At 57.3% G+C, this 17,109-nt stretch carries 16 protein-coding genes; 13 read left to right on the forward strand and 3 right to left on the reverse strand.

What is annotated here, in order from left to right; genetic code table 11:
• The first annotated feature begins 26 nt into the window (after positions 1-26).
• The 13 genes from ACYCZ5_RS00825 (at position 27) to ACYCZ5_RS00885 (ending at position 12,698) form a co-directional block, all read left to right on the forward strand.
• A complete protein-coding gene (locus ACYCZ5_RS00825; protein ID WP_461542865.1) occupies positions 27-1,373 on the forward strand; it encodes a DEAD/DEAH box helicase in 1,347 nt (448 codons plus the stop codon).
• 93 nt (positions 1,374-1,466) lie between these two features.
• On the forward strand, positions 1,467-2,039 hold the full coding sequence (locus tag ACYCZ5_RS00830; RefSeq protein WP_461542866.1) for a DUF1415 domain-containing protein: 573 nt from the start codon (positions 1,467-1,469) through the stop codon (positions 2,037-2,039).
• Positions 2,040-2,098: 59 nt separating this feature from the next.
• Positions 2,099-2,755 (forward strand): oxygen-insensitive NAD(P)H nitroreductase, encoded by a 657-nt coding sequence (gene nfsB / locus ACYCZ5_RS00835; protein ID WP_461542867.1) that lies wholly within the window; start codon positions 2,099-2,101, stop codon positions 2,753-2,755.
• Positions 2,756-2,781: 26 nt separating this feature from the next.
• Positions 2,782-3,762: a serine/threonine protein kinase gene (locus ACYCZ5_RS00840; RefSeq protein ID WP_461542868.1), complete on the forward strand. Its 981-nt coding sequence runs from the start codon at positions 2,782-2,784 to the stop codon at positions 3,760-3,762.
• Entirely contained in the window at positions 3,759-4,136 is a 378-nt protein-coding gene (locus tag ACYCZ5_RS00845) for a YchJ family protein (protein ID WP_461543351.1), read from the forward strand. Before ACYCZ5_RS00840 ends, ACYCZ5_RS00845 begins: the two co-directional genes overlap by 4 nt.
• A 28-nt stretch (positions 4,137-4,164) precedes the next feature.
• On the forward strand, positions 4,165-4,743 hold the full coding sequence (locus tag ACYCZ5_RS00850; RefSeq protein ID WP_461542869.1) for a glycine cleavage system transcriptional repressor: 579 nt from the start codon (positions 4,165-4,167) through the stop codon (positions 4,741-4,743).
• A 48-nt stretch (positions 4,744-4,791) separates the two neighbouring features.
• Positions 4,792-6,141 (forward strand): FAD-dependent oxidoreductase, encoded by a 1,350-nt coding sequence (locus tag ACYCZ5_RS00855; protein ID WP_461542870.1) that lies wholly within the window; start codon positions 4,792-4,794, stop codon positions 6,139-6,141.
• A 416-nt stretch (positions 6,142-6,557) separates the two neighbouring features.
• Positions 6,558-7,361, forward strand: a complete 804-nt coding sequence (phnC, locus tag ACYCZ5_RS00860) for a phosphonate ABC transporter ATP-binding protein (protein ID WP_013294819.1) — start codon at positions 6,558-6,560, stop codon at positions 7,359-7,361.
• A gap of 3 nt (positions 7,362-7,364) precedes the next feature.
• Entirely contained in the window at positions 7,365-8,225 is an 861-nt protein-coding gene (phnD, locus tag ACYCZ5_RS00865; RefSeq protein ID WP_013294820.1) for a phosphate/phosphite/phosphonate ABC transporter substrate-binding protein, read from the forward strand.
• Positions 8,226-8,238: 13 nt separating this feature from the next.
• Complete coding sequence (phnE, locus tag ACYCZ5_RS00870) at positions 8,239-9,045, forward strand: phosphonate ABC transporter, permease protein PhnE (protein WP_013294821.1); 807 nt, start codon at positions 8,239-8,241, stop codon at positions 9,043-9,045.
• Positions 9,046-9,056: 11 nt separating this feature from the next.
• Positions 9,057-10,064, forward strand: coding sequence for a phosphonate dehydrogenase (locus ACYCZ5_RS00875; protein WP_461542871.1), 1,008 nt, complete (start codon positions 9,057-9,059; stop codon positions 10,062-10,064).
• A gap of 5 nt (positions 10,065-10,069) precedes the next feature.
• Complete coding sequence (locus ACYCZ5_RS00880) at positions 10,070-10,939, forward strand: LysR family transcriptional regulator (protein ID WP_013294823.1); 870 nt, start codon at positions 10,070-10,072, stop codon at positions 10,937-10,939.
• 289 nt (positions 10,940-11,228) lie between these two features.
• Entirely contained in the window at positions 11,229-12,698 is a 1,470-nt protein-coding gene (locus tag ACYCZ5_RS00885) for a hypothetical protein (protein WP_461542872.1), read from the forward strand.
• A gap of 417 nt (positions 12,699-13,115) precedes the next feature.
• Here ACYCZ5_RS00885 and ACYCZ5_RS00890 read toward each other — a convergent pair whose 3' ends face one another.
• The 3 genes from ACYCZ5_RS00890 to ACYCZ5_RS00900 form a co-directional block, all read right to left on the reverse strand.
• Positions 13,116-14,726 carry a hypothetical protein gene (locus ACYCZ5_RS00890; RefSeq protein ID WP_461542873.1) on the reverse strand — a complete coding sequence of 537 codons (1,611 nt, stop codon included), beginning with the start codon at positions 14,724-14,726 and terminating at the stop codon, positions 13,116-13,118.
• A gap of 79 nt (positions 14,727-14,805) precedes the next feature.
• Positions 14,806-16,383 (reverse strand): EH signature domain-containing protein, encoded by a 1,578-nt coding sequence (locus ACYCZ5_RS00895; RefSeq protein ID WP_461542874.1) that lies wholly within the window; start codon positions 16,381-16,383, stop codon positions 14,806-14,808.
• The gene (locus ACYCZ5_RS00900; RefSeq protein WP_461542875.1) at positions 16,380-17,099 is read right to left on the reverse strand and encodes a flagellar motor protein MotB; all 720 of its coding nucleotides are present in this window, start codon (positions 17,097-17,099) and stop codon (positions 16,380-16,382) included. Before ACYCZ5_RS00900 ends, ACYCZ5_RS00895 begins: the two co-directional genes overlap by 4 nt.
• Positions 17,100-17,109: the final 10 nt, after the last annotated feature.

The raw sequence follows: 17,109 nt of genomic DNA on the forward strand, positions 1-17,109 counted from the left end.
GTTTGTACCAAGAAGAAAGCACAACTATGTCATTCGCATCCCTCGGCCTGTCCGAAGAACTCGTCCGCGCCGTCACCGAGCGCGGTTATACCGAACCAACCCCCATTCAAGCCCAAGCCATCCCTGTCATCCTCAAAGGCGGTGACCTCATGGGCGGCGCGCAGACCGGCACCGGCAAGACCGCCGGCTTCACACTGCCGCTGTTGCAACGCCTGATGGAAAAGAATGTCGTCGGCAAGGCGCCCATCCGCGCACTGGTGCTCACGCCCACGCGCGAGCTCGCCGCCCAAGTAGAGGAGAGCGTGCGTTTGTACGGCAAACACCTGCCGCTCAAATCCATGATGATGTTCGGCGGCGTCAACATCAATCCGCAGATCAAGCAACTGCACGGCCGCGTCGACATCCTGGTGGCGACCCCCGGCCGTCTGCTCGATCACCTGCAACAGAAGACGGTGAACCTGTCTCAAGTCGAGATACTGGTGCTGGACGAAGCCGACCGCATGCTGGACATGGGCTTCATCCGTGACATCAAGAAGATCCTCGCCGTGTTGCCGAAGCAACGCCAGAACCTGCTGTTCTCCGCCACCTTCTCCGATGAGATAAAGATACTGGCCGACGGTCTGCTGACCAACCCGGCGCTGATCGAAGTGGCGCGTCGCAACCAGGCCAACGAGCTGATCGAACAGCGCGTGTACCCGGTTGACCGTGAACGCAAGCGTGAACTGCTGACGCATCTCATCAAGGAACACAACTGGTTCCAGGTGCTGGTGTTCACGCGCACCAAGCACGGTGCCAACCGTTTGGCTGAACAGCTCGACAAGGACGGCATCTCCGCCATGGCGATCCACGGCAACAAGAGCCAGGCTGCCCGCACGCGCGCGCTGGCCGAGTTCAAGACCGGCAAGCTGCAAGTGCTGGTCGCCACCGACATCGCAGCACGCGGCATCGACATCATCGAACTGCCGCATGTGGTCAACTTCGAATTGCCCAACGTGTCGGAAGACTACGTGCACCGCATCGGCCGCACAGGCCGTGCGGGCAGCGAAGGCGAAGCCAGCTCGCTGGTATGCGTCGACGAACATAAACTGCTGCGTGACATCGAGCGCCTTATCAAGCGCGAGATCCCGGTGGTGAATGTGCCTGGTTTCGATGTCGACCCGCGCATCAAGGCCGAGCCTATCCTGAACGGTTCGAATCGTGGCGGTGGTCAACGTCAAGGACAAGGTCGCGGTCAATCCGCACCGCGTAGTGGCGGCGGTCAGGCTCGCGCAGGCGGTGCTCCGCGCACAGGCGGCGCCAAACCGGCGGGTGGTGCAGGGCGCGGTAGTGCGCCATCAGGTGCACAGCACCGTTCCGGCGGGCGTGGCCGATAAACATCAATGACCGTTCGTGGTGAGCTTGTCGAACCACTTGTAATATCAGCAAGCCCTTCGACAGGCGCGGGGCGAACGGACTATGGAGTATCTATGAACACAACCGTAAGCAACGAACAAGCCATCGCCGACACCACGCTGTGGCTGGAAAAGGCCGTCATCGGCCTCAATCTGTGCCCGTTCGCCAAGGGCGTGCACGTCAAGAAACAGATACGCTATTTCGTGAGCGCCGCACAGACGCCGGATGAACTGCTGGTCGATGTGTTGCGCGAACTGGAGCTGCTGGCCGAGACGCCGCGCGACAAGATCGACACCACACTGCTGATCCATCCGCAGGTGCTGACCGATTTCCTCGACTACAACGATTTCCTCGCCGTGGTGGATGCCGCGCTGGAAGAGGTCGATCTGGCGGGCGAGCTGCAAGTCGCCAGCATGCACCCCGACTACCAGTTCGCCGATACCGAAGCGGACGACATCACCAACTACACCAACCGCTCGCCGTATCCCACGCTGCACCTGATCCGCGAAGACAGCATCGACGAGGCCGTGGCCGCTTTCCCCGAGGCCGAAATGATCTTCGAGAAGAACATGGAGACCATGCGCAAGCTGGGGCACGAAGGGTGGGATGCGTTGGGTCTGGCGGAAGTGCAAAGAAGCAAAAAGTGATTCAGGCATAATCCTGCCCGGCCTCAAGCTATCAGCTCATCTTGAACTTGGAGACTCGCATGGACATCGCCCGCATCGCCCTGAACCGCCACACCTGCAAAGCCTACGATCCCGCACGCAAAATACCCGCAGCGCAGGTCGAGCAACTCAAGACCCTGTTGTGCTACTCCCCCTCGTCGATCAACTCGCAGCCTTGGCACTTCATCATTGCAGCCAGCGAAGTCGGCAAGGCGCGCATCGCGAAGGCCGCGCAGCAAGGCGCTTACGCAGCCAATGGCACCAAGATACTCAACGCCTCCCACGTCGTCGTGTTCTGCGCCCGCACCACCATGGATGACGCCCACCTCGCCAGCCTGCTCGCGCAGGAAGAAGCCGATGGACGCTATCCCACGCCCGAAGCCAAGGCGGCACAAAGCAAGGGCCGCAGCTTCTACACCGGCCTGCACCGCTACGACTTAAAAGACACGCAGCACTGGATGGAAAAGCAGGTGTACCTCGCCCTCGGCACCCTGCTGTTGGGTGCCGCCGCACTGGAGATCGACGCCACGCCCATCGAAGGCTTCGACATGCGCATCCTCAACGAAGAACTCGGCCTGCGCGAACAAGGCCTGACCAGTGTGGTGATCGCCGCACTGGGTTATCGCAGCGCGGAAGACTTCAACGCCAATCTGCCGAAATCACGATTCCCGATGGAGCAGGTGATTTCGGAGTTGTGATGGGTGAATGACGGTATCCTTGATCCATGACCACACCCGACTATTCGCAACTCACCCCCGACTGCGTACTCAACGCGCTGGAAAGTATCGGCCTGCGTTGCGACGGGCGGCTGCTTGCGCTCAATAGCTACGAGAACCGCGTATATCAGGTCGGCATGGACGAGGGCGCACCGCTGGTCGCCAAGTTCTATCGACCCGCGCGCTGGACCGATGCCGCCATCCTCGAAGAGCATGCTTTCGTGCAGGAACTGGTCGAACGCGAGATACCCGTCGTACCCGCTTCGACCATCAACGGCACAACGCTGCATCACTTCGACGGATTCCGTTTTTCGGTCTTCGCCAAACACGGCGGCCGCGCGCCTGAACTGGAAGACCGCGACACGCTGGAATGGCTGGGCCGCTTTCTGGGGCGCATCCACGCCGTCGGCGCGATCAAGGATTTTGAACATCGCCCGATCCTGAATATCGAGACCTTCGGTATCGAGCCGCGCGAATTCCTGCTCTCCAACGACTTCATCCCGCCCGACATCCTCGAAGCATGGCGTACCGTGTCGCAACAGGCGCTGGACGGCGTGCGCCACTGTTTCGACCGGGCAGGCGATGTGAAGCAACTGCGCCTGCATGGCGATTGTCATGCAGGCAACGTGTTATGGACGGACGAAGGCCCGCACTTCGTCGACTTCGACGACAGCCGCATGGGCCCAGCCGTGCAAGACCTGTGGATGCTGCTTTCCGGCGAACGCGAAGACCGTGTGCGCCAGATGGGCGATGTGCTGGCCGGCTACGAAGACTTCTGCGAATTCGACGCGCGCGAACTGCACCTCATCGAAGCACTGCGCACCTTGCGTCTCATCCATTACTCCGCATGGCTCGCACGCCGCTGGGACGACATCGCCTTCAAGCAAGCCTTTCCCTGGTTCAACACGCAGATCTACTGGCAGAACCGCATCCTGGAACTGCGCGAACAGATAGCACTGATGGAAGAACCGCCACTGTGGCAAAACTGATCGAGTGCCCCTGCGGGAGCAGCAAGCCCTACACGGAATGTTGTGCCCGCTACATCGAAGGCGGAACACCAGCGCCGACTGCCGAAGCCCTCATGCGCTCGCGCTACACCGCCTACACCCAGCTTAAAGAAGACTACCTGCTGGCAAGCTGGCATCCCGCCACACGTCCCGCTGCTTTAGGCCTTGCCGATGAAGCACCGACCAAGTGGCTAGGCCTGGAAGTGAAACGTCACGCCCAACAAGACGCCGAACACGCCACTGTCGAATTCGTCGCGCGCTACAAGGTGAACGGGCGTGCGCATCGCCTGCACGAGGTCAGCAGCTTCGTGCAAGAAGCGGGGCGCTGGTTCTACGTGGACGGCGACATCCAGTAAGGTCACTTCGGCACACTCAGGCGCTAAAATGCCTTCACATCCAACGCACAACGACGGTCACAACAACATGCAATCCGAGATAGAGAACACCCATCTGGTCATCACCGCCGCCGGCCCGGATCGCACCGGTCTGGTCGAGCGGCTCAGCGGCAGCATCACCGACAGTGGATGCAACATCGAAGAGAGCCGCATGTCCGTGCTGGGCGGGCAGTGCATCATCATCATCCTCGCCACCGGCCCCTGGCATGCGCTCTCCAAACTGGAAGGGCAACTGGATGCGCTCGGTTCATCGCTAGCGCTGAACCTGCATCACGAACGCACCGGCAAGCGCGCCGAACCTGCCATCCCCTACAGCGTCGAGCTCGTCACGCCGGATCATCCCGGCATCGTGCGCAACCTCGCGGCGTTCTTCGCGCGCAGCGGCATCAACATCGAAGACCTGCAGACCAGCACCTATCCCGCGCCGCACACCGGCTCGACAACTTTATCCGTGATGATGACGGTGGGCATCCCGGCCAAGATGCACATCGCCACGCTGCGCGGCGATTTCCTCGATTACTGCGACAGTCTCAATCTGGACGCGACGCTGGAGCCGGTGCGCGGCTGACGCAGGGCGGGAACGACAAAACCATACAGAAAGCAGAGGAGGTTGCTCATGCGTGTTGCGATCGTCGGTTCCGGCCCCGCCGGGTTTTACGCCGCCGAAGCGCTGCTCAGGCGCACGGACGAAGTGGTGCAGGTGGACATGTTCGACCGCCTGCCCACGCCCTACGGTCTGGTGCGGGCCGGTGTCGCGCCCGACCACCAGAACATCAAGGCAGTCACCCGCGTCTACGAAAAAACCTCGGCGCGTCCCGAATTCCGCTTCTACGGCAATGTGCGTCTGGGTAAGGACCTCACCGTGGCAGATCTGCGCCGCCACTACCACCAGATCGTCTACGCCGTGGGCAACGAAGCCGACCGCCGCATGGGCATCCCCGGCGAAGGCATCCCGCGCTGCACCCCGGCCACCGTGTTCATCGGCTGGTACAACGGCCACCCGGATTACCAACACGCCATGATCGACCTGACGGTGCCGCGCGTGGCCGTGGTGGGCAACGGCAACGTCGCGGTCGACGCGGCGCGCATCCTGTTGCGCTCGCCTGCCGAACTGGAAAAGACCGACATCGCCGCCCACGCGCTCGCGGCATTGCGCAACAGCCAGGTGCGCGAGGTATACATCCTCGGCCGACGCGGCCCCGAGCAGGCCGCCTTCACACCGGTCGAACTGAAAGAGCTGGGCGAGATGGAAGGCGTCGAGCCCGTCGTCGCACCGGACGAACTCGCCGACTGCGCCAGCGTCGAGCCCGGTTCGCAGCAGGACAAGAACCTCAAGATCCTTCAATCATTCGCAGCACGCGAACGCGGCCGCGACACCAAGAAACTGCACCTGCGTTTCCGCGTCTCGCCGACCGAAGTGCTGGCCGACGCTGAAGGCAAAGTGTGCGGACTCAAACTGGAGAAGAACAGCATCGAGACTCAAGCCGATGGCAGCACGGTCGCGCGCGGCACAGGCGAGTTCGAAGTGCTGGATGTGGGGATGGTATTGCCCGCGATCGGCTTCAGCCTCGACCCCATAGACGGCGTGCCCTTCGACGAAGCAGCACGCATCGTTGCGAACGAGGATGGGCGCGTGGTCGATTCGGCCAGCCGCGCCGTGGTCGCCAACGAATATGTCGTCGGCTGGGCGCGCACCGGCCCGCGCGGACTCATCGGCTCACACAAAGCCGCCTCCGCCCACGTGGTCGCCCACATGGCGGCGGACGGCGCCGGACTATCGGCCCGCGAGCTGCCACCGCGCGACGCCATCATCGACCTGCTGCGCGAACGCGGCGTGCAGTTCATCTCTTTCGAAGACTGGAAGCGGTTGGACGATGTGGAAGTATCACGCGGCGAAAGACGCGCCGCCCCGCGCGACAAGATCGTCGATGTGGAATCGATGCTTGCTTTGTTGGGGCAGGGCTGAGCAGGGTTGTGTAGGAGCTGCGAGGGTGGAGCGGTTGCGAGAATGTCGTTAGCTTCTGCTGCTCGGCCATAAGAGACGCTGGGGAATTGCTGAGAAGGCTGCTTGAGAATTCTAAAGGGTGGTCCGTTTCACTCCTGACAGCGGTCGTTCAAAACTAAGAGTTTGATGATGCTTGGCCGTAGCTTGCTAACCCCAAGCAGTCATATAGATTTCCTGATGGCGGATGCTCAGTGGCCTTCTTTCCCTCAATGGCCCGCCTTCGTAATTCGTCTTCTAGAAGGCAGACAAAATAATTCATCTCTCCGTAATCTCTCTGTCACTTTCATCTCCTAGCATTCGCACTGTTTAGAAATTCTTAACTTAATGGCGAGACGATTCGAAATATGAATCGTCATCAAGGCTTGTGGGGGTGACTTGTGATCGAACTCAAAAATGTATCCGTCAGGTATGGAGCCGATGCGATCGGGCTGCATCCGACCTCGCTGAGTTTCAAGCGCGGTGAATTTAATGTCCTGCTTGGCGCTTCGGGCGCGGGTAAGTCGACGTTGCTTCGCTGTCTCAATATGCTTACTCGTCCGACAACGGGTTCTATTCATGTTCAAGATGTTGGGGTTGTCGACACTGCTGCAGCCCTCAGACTACACCGGCGTCGTACCGGCATGATCTTCCAGCAGCATCAGCTAATCCGGCGACATACGGCGCTACAGAACGTACTTCTTGGCCGTATCGGCTATCACACCACCCTGCGTTCCATGTTCCCATTGCCCCGTGCTGAACAGCATATCGCGCTTGAATGTCTGGAGCGTGTTGGTTTGCTGGAAAAGGCCACCGAGCGGGTTGACCGTTTGAGCGGAGGTCAACTGCAGCGTGTTGGTATCGCGCGTGCATTGGCGCAGCAGCCACGTTTGATGCTGGCGGACGAACCTGTTGCCAGCCTAGATCCGGCAACTTCGCGTCGTGTGTTGTCGCAACTGAAGCATATTTGCCTTGAAGATGGCATCACGACAGTGGTGAGTCTTCATCAAGTCGATCTGGCGCGTGAATTCGCCGACCGGATCATTGCCATCGCACATGGTCGGGTCGTCTACGACGGCTCACCGAACGAACTGAGTGACGCCCTGTTGCAGGATATCTACGATCAGGCGCCAACCAGTGGCCGAGAAGAAATACCCGTGCCCCCTTTACCTTCATTTACCCAACTAGCCATCAACGAGGAGTGAATCATGAAACGAATGCTAAAACTGCTTACCCTGCTTGCCGCGCTGTCCGTTCCGTTCGGAGCACAGGCCGCGCCCAAAGCCGATCCGGATACTCTCAAGGTGGCTCTGCTGCCGGACGAGAACGCCGGCACCATCATCAAGAACAACCAGGCGCTGAAGGAATATCTTGAGGTGACGCTGGGCAAGAAGATCGAACTGATCGTCACCACAGACTACTCGTCGATGATTGAGGCGATGCGCCACGGTCGTCTTGATCTGGCCTATTTTGGCCCGCTCTCCTATGTGCTGGCCCGTCAGAAGAGCAATATCGAGCCATTCGTTGCGCTCAAGAGCAAGGGGAGCACGACCTATCAATCCGCAGTCATCGGAAACGTCGAGGCTGGTGTCAATAAGATTGAGGACATCAAGGGCAAGAACATGGCATATGGCGATAAAGCTTCCACCTCTAGCCATCTGATTCCCAAGTCCGTGCTGGCCGAGAAGGGCTTACTTGCTGGCAGCGACTATAACGAGCATTTCGTCGGTTCGCATGATGCTGTCGCAATGGCCGTGCAGAATGGTCATGCACAGGCCGGTGGTCTGAGCCGTCCAATCTTCGAGTCGCTGGTCGAGCGCAAAATCATCGATGGCAACAAGGTAAAAGTGCTCGAGTATTCCAAACCGTTCCCGCAATATCCGTGGACCATGCGCTCCAATCTCAAACCAGAGTTGAAGGAGAAGATTCGCCAGGCGTTCTTGGACATCAAGGATCCGGCCATCCTCAAACCCTTCAAGGCGGACGGCTTCGACGTGATTACCGACAAGCACTACGATGTCGTGCGCGATTTGGGTCATCTGCTGAAGATAGATTTGTCCAAGTTCTAATCGAAAACAGTATATGAGCGACCATAACAGTCAATACGACCAACTGCTCGACGAAGCTCAGCGCGACTGGATGTACAACGCGCTGCGCTTCGGCGCAGCCATGCTGGTCATCCTGATATGTGCGCACTACGTCGGTCTATTCGATGCAGAGCGTCTCTCGGAAGGTGTGCCGAGCCTGTTCAGTCTGGTCGGCGAAATGATGCCGCCGAACTTCAATGAGGTCGCCAACTGGTGGAAGCCGCTGTTGGACACGCTGGCCATGAGTATTGCGGGCACTGCGCTGGCGGTTGCTTTCTCGCTGCCGCTGGCTTTTCTGGCTGCACAGAACACTTCTCCGCATCCGCTGGTCTATCAAATGGCGCGCGGCTTGTTGAATACCTTGCGTTCCATACCAGAGTTGATACTTGGCATCATCTTCGTGGCGGCAGTCGGCTTCGGCGCACTGCCCGGCGTACTTGCACTTGGTCTTCATTCGATCGGCATGGTTGGCAAATTCTTCGCCGAAGCGATTGAGCATGCCGATCCAGCACCGATAGAAGCAGCACGTGCAGCAGGTGCGTCGCCGCTACAGGTATTGCTACATGGGGTATTGCCGCAAGTGCTACCGCAGCTCGCCGACACATCCATCTACCGATGGGAATACAACTTCCGTGCATCCACGGTGATGGGAATGGTTGGGGCGGGAGGGATAGGCTTCGAACTGATGGGGTCCTTGCGCATCATGCAATACCAAGATGTGTCAGCAATATTGCTTGTGATCTTGGTCATGGTTACGCTCGTGGATGCTTTCAGCGGATATCTCAGGAAACGTTTTAAATAATTGGAGACAAGATGAAACCGAAAATCGTCATTACCAGTTGGGTGCATCCGCAGACACTGGACATGCTTAGACCTCATTGCGATGTTGTTGCCAACGAAACGCGTGAGCGGCTGAGTCGCGAAGAGATAATCAAGCGGTGCAGTGATGCGGTCGCGGTCATGACCTTCATGCCGGACAGCATAGATGACGCGTTCCTCGCAGAATGTCCGCAATTGCGATTGGTCGCCTGCGCGCTCAAGGGATATGACAACTATGATGTGGCGGCCTGTACACTCCGAGGGGTCCGCATAACCAACGTCCCCGACCTGCTGACCATCCCGACCGCAGAACTGACCGTTGGGCTGTTGATCGGCCTGACGCGTAAAGTCCTGCAGGGCGACCGCTTCGTGCGTTCAGGACAATTCACTGGATGGCGTCCTATGCTGTATGGCGCAGGCTTGACAGGTCGCACACTTGGCATCATCGGCATGGGCGCGGTCGGTCGCGCTATAGCCGCTCGCCTGCAGGGTTACGAGATGGAACTGCTCTACACCGACCCGCAACCGTTGCCACCTGAGCTCGAGGCGCGCTTGGGGTTGCGCAAGGTGGGGTTGGTGCAGTTGTTGGCCGAGAGCGACTATGTGGTGCCCATGGTGCCCTACACGCAAGATACGTTGCATATGATCAATGCGGCATCACTGTCGATTATGAAGCCAGGAGCCTATCTGGTGAATACCTGCCGTGGCTCGGTGGTCGATGAGAAAGCAGTAGCCGATGCTCTCGATTCCGGCAAGCTGGCGGGCTATGCAGCTGACGTGTTCGAACTGGAAGAATGGATGCGACCGGACCGTCCAGAATCTATTTCTGAACGCCTGTTGTCCAACACGGAGCTTACGCTTTTCACACCTCACATTGGCTCTGCCGTGGATACGGTGCGGTTGGCAATCGAGATGGAAGCTGCGACCAATATTCTGCAAGTGCTCAAAGGGCAGATTCCGCAAGGGGCGATCAACCATCCGCTGGACAAGGTGGCGGTCTGAGTACCTTGAACCTAGATCAGGTGGCGAGCTTTCTCGCCATCTTCCGACATGGCAGCTTCCGCGCCGGTGCGCGAGAAAGAAGTCTTTCCCAGGGCGCGATATCGCAACAGATGCAGAAGCTCGAGATGCAACTCGGGGCACGACTGATCGAGCGGGATGCTGCGGGTTGCCGTCTGACGACGGAAGGGATGGCGTTCAAGCCCTATGCTGAGAATCTGCTGAGACTGAGCACGAATGCCGCCGGCATCTTCCTGAGCAAGCCTGTAGTCATCGGGGCGAGCAGCAATATAGGTATTTATCTACTGTCTGGGTATGTGAAGGATTTTCTGGACCTGCAGGAAACACCGAAAACACAACTGGATGTCCGCATAGACAAGAATCCGTCCATTGCGCAGCAACTTGATTCGGGAGATATCGACGTCGCTGTAATGGAATGGTGGGACGGTCGCGAGGGTTACGAAGCTCGCCCGTGGCGGCAGGAAGAACTGGTCGTTATCGTTCCGCCGAGTCACCCTTGGGCCGATAAACATAGCCTTTCTCACGGGGACCTGATGGGTGTTCCCCTGCTCGGCGGCGAGCCGGGTACGGGAACAGGTCGGATACTTACTGATTACTTTGGAAGCGGGGAGAGTGGCTTGTCTGTCGGTATGCAACTGGGATCTACCGATGCTGTGAAGCAGTGGGTGAAAGCGGGGCTGGGAGTGTCGATCGTACTGGTTGGCACTGTGTCCGAGGAGGTCCAATCCGGCACCTTGGTTCCCATTGCACTCGAAGGCGGTAATCTGCGTAAAGAACTTTATGTAATCTGGCGCGATACGCTGTCTCTCGGGCACCCGGCACGAAGGTTTGGAGAATGGTTGGCAGGGAAAGGTTGAGACTTAAGTTCGTTGTGTGATTAATCCCTTGTATGGTTTGAATCGCCCCCGATTCTTAGTTTTGAACGACCGCTGTTAAAAGTGAAGCGGACAACCATTCAGAACAATCAATCAGCTATTTCAGCAATTCATCAGTGTCTCTTATGGCCGAGTTGCTGTCCTGGCAGGTCATTGGTCAGCAATGGTCATTCAGATATATAGGCCGGGTATAGATATTTCGGCATATTGACCGCGACGCAAGAGCGTGATAAATTTCGGTTCCTGAAACTTTTACAAGTTGGACGCGCTAATGAAAATTTTTCAAAATTTGCTCTTTGTAGTCGCCATTATTTCGTTTGGTGGGTGCGCAACATCCTCAAAGATTCAACCGTTCAACCAGACTTCAGTTGAATCTAACAAAGAAAATTTCGCAACTGCGCTAGATACTTGGATCCGGCCGCAACTTGTTAAAGATAGCATTTATGGATGGGGCATCGCCTTCGCTGAAGGTGAAGACGCAACTCAGACAGTTAATTTTGTGGCAAAAGAATTTAATAATGCGTGCAGTTCTGTTGGGGGAAGGCCAGTATCAACAATCTGCAGTGAGAGGCCAGGGGGATACGGACCCATGGTGATTTGCGAAGATAGCAATGATCCAGGGATGAATGCGGGTATTCCGATCCACATACAAAGTTTACCTCCAGGATACCCATCTCAAACGCATAAATGCTTTGCAGAAAATTACAGATATCTTGGCGGAGTGAGCACCATTCCTCATGGTCGGATTTTATCTATTGCTATAGATTCGCCTACGGCATTAGCAAAATATCAGGCAAAATTAAAATTTCTCTCGAAGAAATTCGAAGAAGAAGGGCCAACCGGTTGGATTAAGACTGTGGACGGACGTGAAGCCTTCGTGAGAATTGGGGACACGAATTATCCCATTGTTCTTTACGCAAAATGCTGCTCAGAAAATTCCGACGAGCTCACTTCCATAGACGAAATATCTACCATCACGTTTCAAAAGGATGGGCGAAGTGTAGTGACCATGCGTGATGGGAAAAAATATCAGCGCGAGACAAAAGGGATGTTGAAACAAGCAACAACGGCAAATGCAACGTATGAGGGAAACCCCAGAGGATCTGACGTGTCAGGAGTTCCATTTGTTGTGGTAGATGGGGATGGGCTTACTTACTTTAAATATATTTCGTTAGAAAACCTAAGAAATGATGTGGAGATATCTTTCAATGATGTGGCGGCTTGGGCAAACAAGCCGCGGACTGGAAAAAAATATGCAGACTATTCTGACTATGCGGAGCTGAAGAGCTCAAATTCTAAAGACAGGTTGTGGGAACTGATTTTCAAATATAAGGATAACGACCCTAAAGGTTTAGTTGAAGCAGCCAAACTTAAACGTGAGGCATTGTTAGCTGCAAGCAATTCGGCATACCAAGATAAATTGGCTGCGAATCAGCAACGGCTTGAGAAAAAGCAGATTGGCGATCAAGTATGTGCGTCCGCATCTGGTAGCATCAATCAAAGTACAGGTTTGATTATCAGAGGTGAGCCTCAATACAAACAAGTACATGGCTCGGCTCGGTTTGTGGGCTTTGTTGAAAAGATTGCTGGAAAGAAGGTGCAAATCAGAATTTCTGGGATCAACTTCTCTGGCGGAGGAATTAATGAGTCCATGGACTCATTTTCAAACTGGAAGGGCGGCTCCACTTTAAAAGTTAACAATTTGATATGGGATAGCGTGTACGACTGGGAAGGTTGTTAGCTGATAACAATCCGTGTAGCTCCGCTGTGTAACCTGAGAAGACTGCAAGACGCCTCACTTCGGTGGGGCGTTTTTTCTGGTGTAGCCACATTACGCCAAAGCATCATTGCTGATACAGAGCGGGAGCAAAAAATTTGTTTAGGCAATTAGCTTTCCTAGGTAAATTGGGTGTGCGGCTCCATAAAGAAATCGCCGATAGCCGTGACTAGGTGAGTGCCAAAGGGGTCAGCTCAGCTTCGAAATTATTCGAAACTGACCTCAAGGACCGCTTCGGGTTAAGAGTACGCAGTCACGTTTTGAGAAAGCCGCCATTCAAGATGATCTCGGCGCCTATGACCGGTGACCGCTCCATACCCGCCACTGACATAGCGAATACCACTGGCGGCTCAGGCCGAGCAGCAGCCCAACTCAATCGGCTCACAACCACTCAAACCCCGCCTGCTCGAAATCCTCTCCCTCCGCGATCAATGACGTGAGTTTGATGTCGCGGCTCTTCTCGCCCATCATCATCTGGTGATGGGTGTCGATCACGAACTTGCCGGATTCCATCAGCAGGGTGGCGTGCACATATGAGTTGTGTTCGTCCGGCAGCAGGATGACGGGCAGGTAGTCGTAGGAGAACGAGCCGGAGCTGCTTTCCCAGTTGGATACGCGTTCGGCACCTTTGCCGAGCACGCGTATCCACACCGAGGCGGGGCGTTTGGTGAGGATTTCGATGCCGACGTGGACCTTGCCTGCGCTGTCGGTGTGCAGGCGGCGGATCATGCCGACCCACCATTGCTGCGCGTTCGCCGGTTTGAGGGCGCACAGGTCGCCGATCTTGATCCATTCCCCTTGTGTGCCGCCGAGTATCGCGCCCAGTCCGGTGGCGCTCATGTCGGTGACGTTCCATGTTTCGGTGGTGTAGGCGATCTCTTCCTGTGCGACGAGGTCGATCCTCGCGCGTTTGCGCGCGTCGTCGGCATCCTGTTCGGCGTCGTGTCCGGCATCGATGTGGGTAACCAGTTGGCTGATGGCGCGGAAGCTGTGCGCGACTTCGATACTGGCGTGAATCTCGCGCCGTTCCAGGTGGCGCTGCGGCGGCTGGGCGGCCCAGTAGGTCATCAGGTGTTTGAGCACGGTGAGCTTGCCCGCCGGGGTGAACTCGCTGCCGAAGCGGCGCTCACGCCAGATAGGGTCGTTCTCGTTCTGGGTGACGATCTTTTGCAATGCGGCCACGGCTTTGGCGGCGCTGAAGAAGCGTGTGTTTTCCGCGACGGGTTTATCGCGCTCGGCACGGTGCGGCGGGGCAGAACCGGCGAGGTCGAACTGGTAGGGGAAGTCGTTCTCTGCCGTGTTGGCGATCTCGAAGAAACTGTTCATGCGTCCGGCGATGCGGTAGCTCACTTCCAGTTGATCGGCGGCTAAGGTATCGGGCGAGGAGGTGAACATCACCAGTGCGTGTAGTAATTCGCGCTGCGGGCTGGTGTGGATGACATGGCCGGGATAGGCCAGCACCATGGTCTCGGTGCATTGCGTGGTTTCGGCGAAGCGGTAACCGGCATACAGCATGGCCCAGGTCGCGGCATCGATGTCGATATAACGTATCAGCTCCAGCTTCATCTGCGTCGCCACTGCCAGCAACTGGCGCACGCAGATCAGCGGCATGCGTTCGATGAGTTCTCGGGAATGTTTGGCGGTCTTTTGATATTCGCTCAGGCAGGCGCTGTAGGCGCCGGCAAGCGCCTGAGTGTAGGCATGGATGCCTTGCCACAGGTGCAGCCCCTGGAAGTCGCGCAGGTGGGGTGCTTCCAGATAACGATGCAGTAGTTCGGTTTGCAGGATCTGTCCGGACTGATCGACGCGCATGATGACGTCGCTGCGCAGCTCAGGGCTGAATCCTTGCGCATCCTTGATCGATTCCAGCCAGAAGCTGATCTCTTCCAGTGCCTTGCGCGGTTCATCCTGCGGCAGTTCACCGATGAGGCGCTGCGTCTCGTCCAGATTGAACAAAGGGTGATCCGGTCTTTCGCCGAAAAGTTTGAACATGGTGAGCGCTGCCTTTCGTGTGCCGACGCGGGGATGATATAGCAGGGTTCAGCAAACCCAAAGACAGATAATCGAAGGCTCAGTAGTTCAATGATCGGAAATAGCCATTCACCTCTGGCGACCACGTATAGCCCCAGCCTTGCAGCACCGAGCCGATCTCTTTGGTGTAGCGCTGCTGGTCGTTAGGCTTGATCCAAGCCTTGCCTGAGGCTTCGCTGTAGGTGGCATGGTGGCGTTCGCAGAAATGTTGTCTTGCGCTGTCCGAGCGCCCAAGTTCCTGCGCGAAACGGCCTTCCCAGCTCAGATGTTTCTCGTCGCTGTGTTGCATGGGGCGTGCCGGTTGTGACAGCGTGTTGCCTTTCAGTGCATTGCCCACACTCAGCGCGCCGACATTCACCCAACCCTTGCTCAGATAGAACTCCGGCGTACCTTTGGCGGTGTCGTAGAAATAGGCGACGTTGATCTGCTGGTTGAATTCCACGATGTGGAATTTTTCGAACTGCAGGATGACGGCATGCAGGTTGTGTTTGCTGTCGTTCAGTTTGACGACCAGACCTTTTGCGTCGTTCCTGAATTTCAGGAAAGCGCGGTTGCTGATCTCGAAGGCATCGCTGCCCAGCGCGAAGTACATGCCTTTGAGGTCTTCGCTGTAAAGGTTCCAGAACGCGGCGCGGCGCGTGTTGTCTGCACCTTTCGCGGCGAACAGGTGGAAGAACTCATGCACCAGATGTTTCTTGCCCCAGTTGGCGATCATGTCGCGGGCGGTCTGACTGCATAGCCAGTTGCTCTCGTTCTGCGCGATCCACGGTGCGCCCCATTGTTCGATGGCGAAATCGCGCAATGCGTCATTGGTGCGCTTGTTCTGACTTTGGCTGTAGCGGTCGAGCAGCATGCCCAGCAAGCGCGGGATGTAGAGCGGATATTGCACCAGCAGCTGCAGCGCTTCGCTCACTTCGTCCTGAAACTTCGCATCCGGCAGAGCCATGATGCGTTCGATATGGGATTGCACGAAGGTGCGGATGAACCAGGAGTCGACGCCGATGTTGAGTTCGAAACGGAAGGATTCGATGCGTTCGATATCCGCCGCGCCGCCCCGGTAGTCGTCGCAGGGTACGGTGCCGAGCAATCCTTTGTTCGCCGACAGCACGCGCACCCATTGCGGGGTGTGGCCGTCGCTGGCGAGACGATCCAGTGCGTTTTGCAGGAAGGTGTGCAGCGATGCCCAGTTGCTGCGGCCGCTGCCGATCACGCTGTCCGCGTCGGGATCATAGGCAAAGTAGGCGTTGAGCAAGCCGCGATAGCACTTGCGGAAAGCGCGTGTGCGTTCCTGATGCTGGGTGAGGTAAGCGAGCAGGGTGGTGAACAGTTTGAGATTCTCGATCAGCCGTTCACCCTGTTCGGAATATGCCTGCGTGCAGCCATAGCACAGCAGTCTGGCCTGGCGCAGGTCGCGCACGAAACCGGCCTCGGCGAAATGACGCAACGCGACCAGGATGCGGTCGTCGCCGAGCGCTTCCATGTCCACTTCGCTACCCAGCCATGCGATCAGTTGTTCGCGTTCGTGCTGGATGGGCAGCAGGTCGCCGGCACGCATGGTGGAGAGCGCGATGCGGCTCATGCGCGCCATGGTGTCGGCAAGCTTGTCCAGCGTGTTCATCTGATGCGGCACTGCCCGAAGTCGTTGCGCGGGATGTCATCGGTCCTGGTGTGCGCTTCGTCGATGCCGTAGAACTCCAGTCGCAGTTCGATACGTCGGCTTTCTTCGAGCGACTTCTTGGAGGAGTTGAATGAATAACCGCCGACCAGGAACAGGTCGCGCACCTGCTCCATCTCGTCGCGGGAAAGTGTCTTCTGTTGGTTGGACGCGGGAGAGAGCAGGGTGCACAGTACGCGTTCGCTGCGTTGCAGGCTGAGGTTCAGATTGAGCAGGTAGTCGCCGCGCTGGTCGGCGAAACCTTCCACCACCACGCGCTTCAACCATCTCTGCGCCAGATCGTCGCGTGCCAATGTGAGCATGTCGCTTACGAAGGCGCTCAGATATTCCACCTGTTCGGTGGTCAGTCTTGAACTGCCGGTGTCGAAACGGGCGCGGTCGCCGAAGTCGATCACGTTGCGGTTGCGGTCGACGGTGATGCCGGGGTGGCCCTGAGCGGTCTGCTCGATGCGCTCCCACAGCGTGTCGATCTCATGCACGCGGTCGGCCTGTTTCTTCTCGGCCTCGCTCACGTTCTTGGTGATGGCGAGCAGCGCCACGCTCATCACCAGCAGGAACATCACCATGAGTGCAGTCATCAGGTCGGCGAACGAGATCCAGAAGGGTTTTTCGCCTTCGTCTCTGTTGCGCCGCTTAACGGGAATGTACTTGCCCAGCATGTTCTGTTTC

Source organism: Sideroxydans sp. (genome assembly GCF_054604835.1).

Excerpts from the sequence above, each read along its gene's own strand:
- ACYCZ5_RS00825 (WP_461542865.1), top strand. The coding sequence starts at position 27 with ATGTCATTCGCATCCCTCGGCCTGTCCGAAGAACTCGTCCGCGCCGTC.
- ACYCZ5_RS00830 (WP_461542866.1), top strand. The coding sequence starts at position 1,467 with ATGAACACAACCGTAAGCAACGAACAAGCCATCGCCGACACCACGCTG.
- nfsB (WP_461542867.1), top strand. The coding sequence starts at position 2,099 with ATGGACATCGCCCGCATCGCCCTGAACCGCCACACCTGCAAAGCCTAC.
- ACYCZ5_RS00840 (WP_461542868.1), top strand. The coding sequence starts at position 2,782 with ATGACCACACCCGACTATTCGCAACTCACCCCCGACTGCGTACTCAAC.
- ACYCZ5_RS00850 (WP_461542869.1), top strand. The coding sequence starts at position 4,165 with ATGCCTTCACATCCAACGCACAACGACGGTCACAACAACATGCAATCC.
- ACYCZ5_RS00855 (WP_461542870.1), top strand. The coding sequence starts at position 4,792 with ATGCGTGTTGCGATCGTCGGTTCCGGCCCCGCCGGGTTTTACGCCGCC.
- phnD (WP_013294820.1), top strand. The coding sequence starts at position 7,365 with ATGAAACGAATGCTAAAACTGCTTACCCTGCTTGCCGCGCTGTCCGTT.
- phnE (WP_013294821.1), top strand. The coding sequence starts at position 8,239 with ATGAGCGACCATAACAGTCAATACGACCAACTGCTCGACGAAGCTCAG.
- ACYCZ5_RS00875 (WP_461542871.1), top strand. The coding sequence starts at position 9,057 with ATGAAACCGAAAATCGTCATTACCAGTTGGGTGCATCCGCAGACACTG.
- ACYCZ5_RS00885 (WP_461542872.1), top strand. The coding sequence starts at position 11,229 with ATGAAAATTTTTCAAAATTTGCTCTTTGTAGTCGCCATTATTTCGTTT.
- ACYCZ5_RS00890 (WP_461542873.1), bottom strand. The coding sequence starts at position 14,726 with ATGTTCAAACTTTTCGGCGAAAGACCGGATCACCCTTTGTTCAATCTG.
- ACYCZ5_RS00895 (WP_461542874.1), bottom strand. The coding sequence starts at position 16,383 with ATGAACACGCTGGACAAGCTTGCCGACACCATGGCGCGCATGAGCCGC.
- ACYCZ5_RS00900 (WP_461542875.1), bottom strand. The coding sequence starts at position 17,099 with ATGCTGGGCAAGTACATTCCCGTTAAGCGGCGCAACAGAGACGAAGGC.